Source organism: Streptomyces sp. LS1784 (assembly GCF_020103755.1).
Lineage (GTDB): Bacteria > Actinomycetota > Actinomycetes > Streptomycetales > Streptomycetaceae > Kitasatospora.
This window is the reverse complement of the sequence record NZ_JAHSQD010001010.1, coordinates 1-1,617: the sequence shown is the minus strand read 5'-3', so window position 1 is coordinate 1,617 and position 1,617 is coordinate 1. Positions and strand designations below refer to the sequence as shown.

General features: G+C 70.7%; 1 protein-coding gene. It reads left to right on the top strand.

The genetic code is table 11. From position 1 onward, the window contains the following. A partial coding sequence (locus KS423_RS45160; protein ID WP_224285468.1) for a glycoside hydrolase family 15 protein occupies positions 1-1,617 on the top strand: 1,617 nt, incomplete at both ends.

Genomic DNA, 1,617 nt, shown 5'->3' with positions numbered 1-1,617 from the left:
CGCCGCCGCCCCCGCCCTGCCCGCCGACCGCCGCCACTACCGGGGCGACTCGCTGATCCTGGAACAGGAGTGGGACACCCAGGGCGGCACCGTCCGGGTGATCGACTTCATGCCGCCGCGCCCGCTGGCCGGCAAGGACGCCGTCCCCCAGGTGATCCGGATCGTCGAGGGCGTCTGCGGCACCGTGCGGATGCGCTCGGCGCTGCGGATGCGTTTCTCCTACGGCCGGGTGGTGCCCTGGGTGCACCGCGTCGAGCAGGCCGACGGCGGCCACCGCACCGTCGCCGTCGCCGGACCCGACTCCGTCTGGCTGGACGGCGAGGCCGAGACCTACGGCCGAGACCTCACCACCTACGCCGACTTCGCCGTCAGCGCCGGCGAACGGATCGCCTTCGCCCTCACCTGGCAGGCCTCCCACCTCGACCCGCCCAGGACCCCCGACGCCGAACAGCTGCTGGACGCCACCGCCGACTTCTGGCACGAGTGGGCCGACCAGTGCACCTACCAGGGCCCCTACCGCGAGGCCGTGATCCGCTCCCTCATCACCCTCAAGGGCCTCACCTACGCCCCCACCGGCGGCATCGTCGCCGCCCCCACCACCTCCCTCCCGGAGGACATCGGCGGCGTCCGCAACTGGGACTACCGCTACACCTGGCTGCGCGACGCCGCCATCACCCTCTCCTCACTCCTGCGCACCGGCTACCGCGAGGAAGCACGCGCCTGGCGCGAATGGCTGCTGCGCGCCGTCGCCGGCGACCCCGAAAACCTCCAGATCATGTACGGCATCGCCGGCGAACGCGAACTCACCGAATCCTCCCTCGACTGGCTGCCCGGCTACGAAGGCTCCCAGCCCGTCCGCGTCGGCAACGGCGCCGCCGGACAACTCCAGCTCGACGTCTACGGCGAGGTCGTCGAAGCCCTCCACCTCGCCCACATGACCGGCCTGGTCCGCAACGACCACGCCCACCACCTCCAGCTGCGCCTGATCGAATACCTGGAGGACCACTGGCAGAACCCCGACGAGGGCATCTGGGAGGTCCGCGGCCCGCGCCGACACTTCGTCCACTCCAAGGTCATGGCCTGGGTCGCCGTCGACCGGACCATCAAACTGCTGGAACAGACCCCCGAAGACGCCCCCGGCGGCCACCTGGAGCGCTGGCGCACGCTACGCGCCGAGATCCACGCGGACGTCTGCGAGAAGGGCTACGACCCCGAACGCAACACCTTCACCCAGTACTACGGCGGCACGGAACTGGACGCCTCACTGCTGCTGATCCCCCAGGTCGGCTTCCTCCCCCCGGACGACAAGCGCGTCATCGGCACCATCGAGGCGATCCAGCGCGAACTGTCCACCGAGGACGGCTTCGTGCTGCGCTACCCCACCCACGACGAGTCCGGCAACAACGTCGACGGCCTCTCCGGCCACGAAGGCGCCTTCCTGGCCTGCTCGTTCTGGCTCGCCGACGACCTCGCCATGATCGGCCGGGTCCAAGAGGCCCGCGAACTCTTCGACCGGCTACTGGCACTGCGCAACGACCTGGGCCTGCTCGCCGAGGAGTGGGACCCACGGCTCAAGCGCCAGGTCGGCAACTTCCCCCAGGCCTTCAGCCACGTCCC